4 protein-coding genes are annotated in these 1,618 nt (G+C 59.6%); all 4 read right to left on the bottom strand.

What is annotated here, in order from left to right:
- Positions 1–123: 123 nt before the first annotated feature.
- Positions 124–345, bottom strand: coding sequence for a hypothetical protein (locus F7R02_RS25205; protein ID WP_235857475.1), 222 nt, complete (start codon positions 343–345; stop codon positions 124–126).
- Complete coding sequence (locus tag F7R02_RS25200; protein WP_078590770.1) at positions 345–743, bottom strand: hypothetical protein; 399 nt, start codon at positions 741–743, stop codon at positions 345–347. The genes F7R02_RS25205 and F7R02_RS25200 overlap by 1 nt, the downstream gene beginning before the upstream one ends.
- Positions 744–846: 103 nt before the next feature.
- Positions 847–1,143 carry a hypothetical protein gene (locus F7R02_RS25195; RefSeq protein WP_139371059.1) on the bottom strand — a complete coding sequence of 99 codons (297 nt, stop codon included), beginning with the start codon at positions 1,141–1,143 and terminating at the stop codon, positions 847–849.
- Positions 1,144–1,163: 20 nt separating this feature from the next.
- Positions 1,164–1,556, bottom strand: a complete 393-nt coding sequence (locus F7R02_RS25190; protein ID WP_216349951.1) for a hypothetical protein — start codon at positions 1,554–1,556, stop codon at positions 1,164–1,166.
- Positions 1,557–1,618: the final 62 nt, after the last annotated feature.

Below are 1,618 nucleotides of genomic sequence, written 5' to 3'. Positions count from 1 at the left end.
CGCGCCGGGTCTGCTTGCGCTTGCCCAGGCCCTCAGCGTCACCGAACGTCAGCTGCATAGATGATCCTCTACATGATGAGGCGGGTAGTGTCGCGTATCTGTGGTGCGTTGTTCAGAGCTTCCTTAGGTTTCCGACTGCTTGGCAGTCAGGTGGTTCGTAGCGAGGACAGACTCGTGAGCCGTGGCGCTCTCTTGGGATTTCTGCGACAGCTGGGCTCGGATCAGGTGCACATCCTCTCCGGCTTGGCCGCTTGCGTTGCAGTGCTGCCGGCTGGCAAGGATTGCTTCGATCTTCGCCTCGATCTGTTGCTCGTTTGCAGCAGGCAGCAGCAGTTGCTGGGCCATCACTTCGTCGCAGCCGCAGTGATGGCTTCGGGCAGATCCACGCGTTGGACCGGCGGCAGCGTGGGGGACCCAAGCATGGCGGCGCGACAAGCGTTCCAGCCGCTGTTGTAGCTGCGGTGATTCGATGATTGCGGTTCGAACTCGTCTTTCCTGTCGGGCACGGTCGTGCTGTTGGCTGCCTGCGCTTTCGCTTTCAGCAGCTCGAAGATCGCGCAAGCTGCAGCGCGTAGCAATGTCGCGCTATAAGCCCGTCCAACTTCCGTGAGTTCATCCGCATAGCAGTTCAATCTTTGGGCAAGCGCCGCCGGAGTGATGTTCGGGGCAGGGTTGTCCTGTCCGTGGGCAATGACCGGCGCTGGCGCAGTACGGATAACTTTGTGTTCGCTGTTCTCAGACATTGTCCTCTCCGTTTGAAATGTTGGTAAGCATGGCTACGTGCTGGTACTGGCCTCGACAGCAAGTGCGTGAGGTGCCCCGTGTACCTCGCGTCCTTCTTTCGGTTTACGACTGCGTCCCACCGACCGGCTCGGCCTGCATGCTCAGAAGGGCGTGACGGCCCGTCTGTGTGATTGCGTAACCGCGTTGTTCGCCTTCGCGGTCCCAGTAGTCGATCATCTTCATTCGCTCCAAGTGGTGGAGCGGTCTTACGACCATGAGTGCCGCGCCCTGCGCGTTGGGTTTTTCTCTGCGCGGGACGATGTCTCCGCTGCCGATCAAGCAGTATCCAATCGTGCTGGGGATCATTCGCTCTTTGCTTGATGCAAGCCGGAGCAAGATCGCCATTTCAATTCGGCTCACGCATCCTCTCCTGCCGCTTCCTACTGGGAACGGGTGCTGAGCATCCCGGCAATCGTATCGGCTGCCACAACCATCAGTGTTTCCGAGCAATCCAGGCACCCAAGCACAAAGCTGCACTGCACCTCGTGCGTCCGTAGACGGCCGTCCACGACATCGGACGCGGCGCGCTTGTGTGCGAACCATTCAAACGCTGTGCCGCCGCAGTGCTTGCACGCTTCCGGCACGCCGGACACGTGCAGCACTTCCACCTGTACAGGAGCAGCCGCGGGCGGCACAGCGTGGCTCGCCTGCTGTCCTTTCTCTTGCGATGTAAAAGCCGCGATCGCTGCATCAGCGCAAGGCAAGTAGTGATACGCCCAGGATTTCTTAGACATCTCAAGGCCATGGAAAATGGCTGATTCGGAGGTGTCCATGAGCAGTAAGCGGTATACGGATGAGTTCAAGATCGAGGCGGTCCGGCAAGTGACCGATCGTG

The organism is Xanthomonas cissicola (genome assembly GCF_008801575.1).
GTDB classification, from domain to species: Bacteria; Pseudomonadota; Gammaproteobacteria; order Xanthomonadales; family Xanthomonadaceae; genus Xanthomonas; species Xanthomonas cissicola.
This window is presented reverse-complemented; position numbering and strand designations above follow the sequence as displayed.

Bases quoted from the DNA above. Each gene is read 5' to 3' on its own strand.
- F7R02_RS25190 (WP_216349951.1), bottom strand. From the start codon at position 1,556: ATGGACACCTCCGAATCAGCCATTTTCCATGGCCTTGAGATGTCTAAG.
- F7R02_RS25205 (WP_235857475.1), bottom strand. From the start codon at position 345: ATGGCCCAGCAACTGCTGCTGCCTGCTGCAAACGAGCAACAGATCGAG.
- F7R02_RS25200 (WP_078590770.1), bottom strand. From the start codon at position 743: ATGTCTGAGAACAGCGAACACAAAGTTATCCGTACTGCGCCAGCGCCG.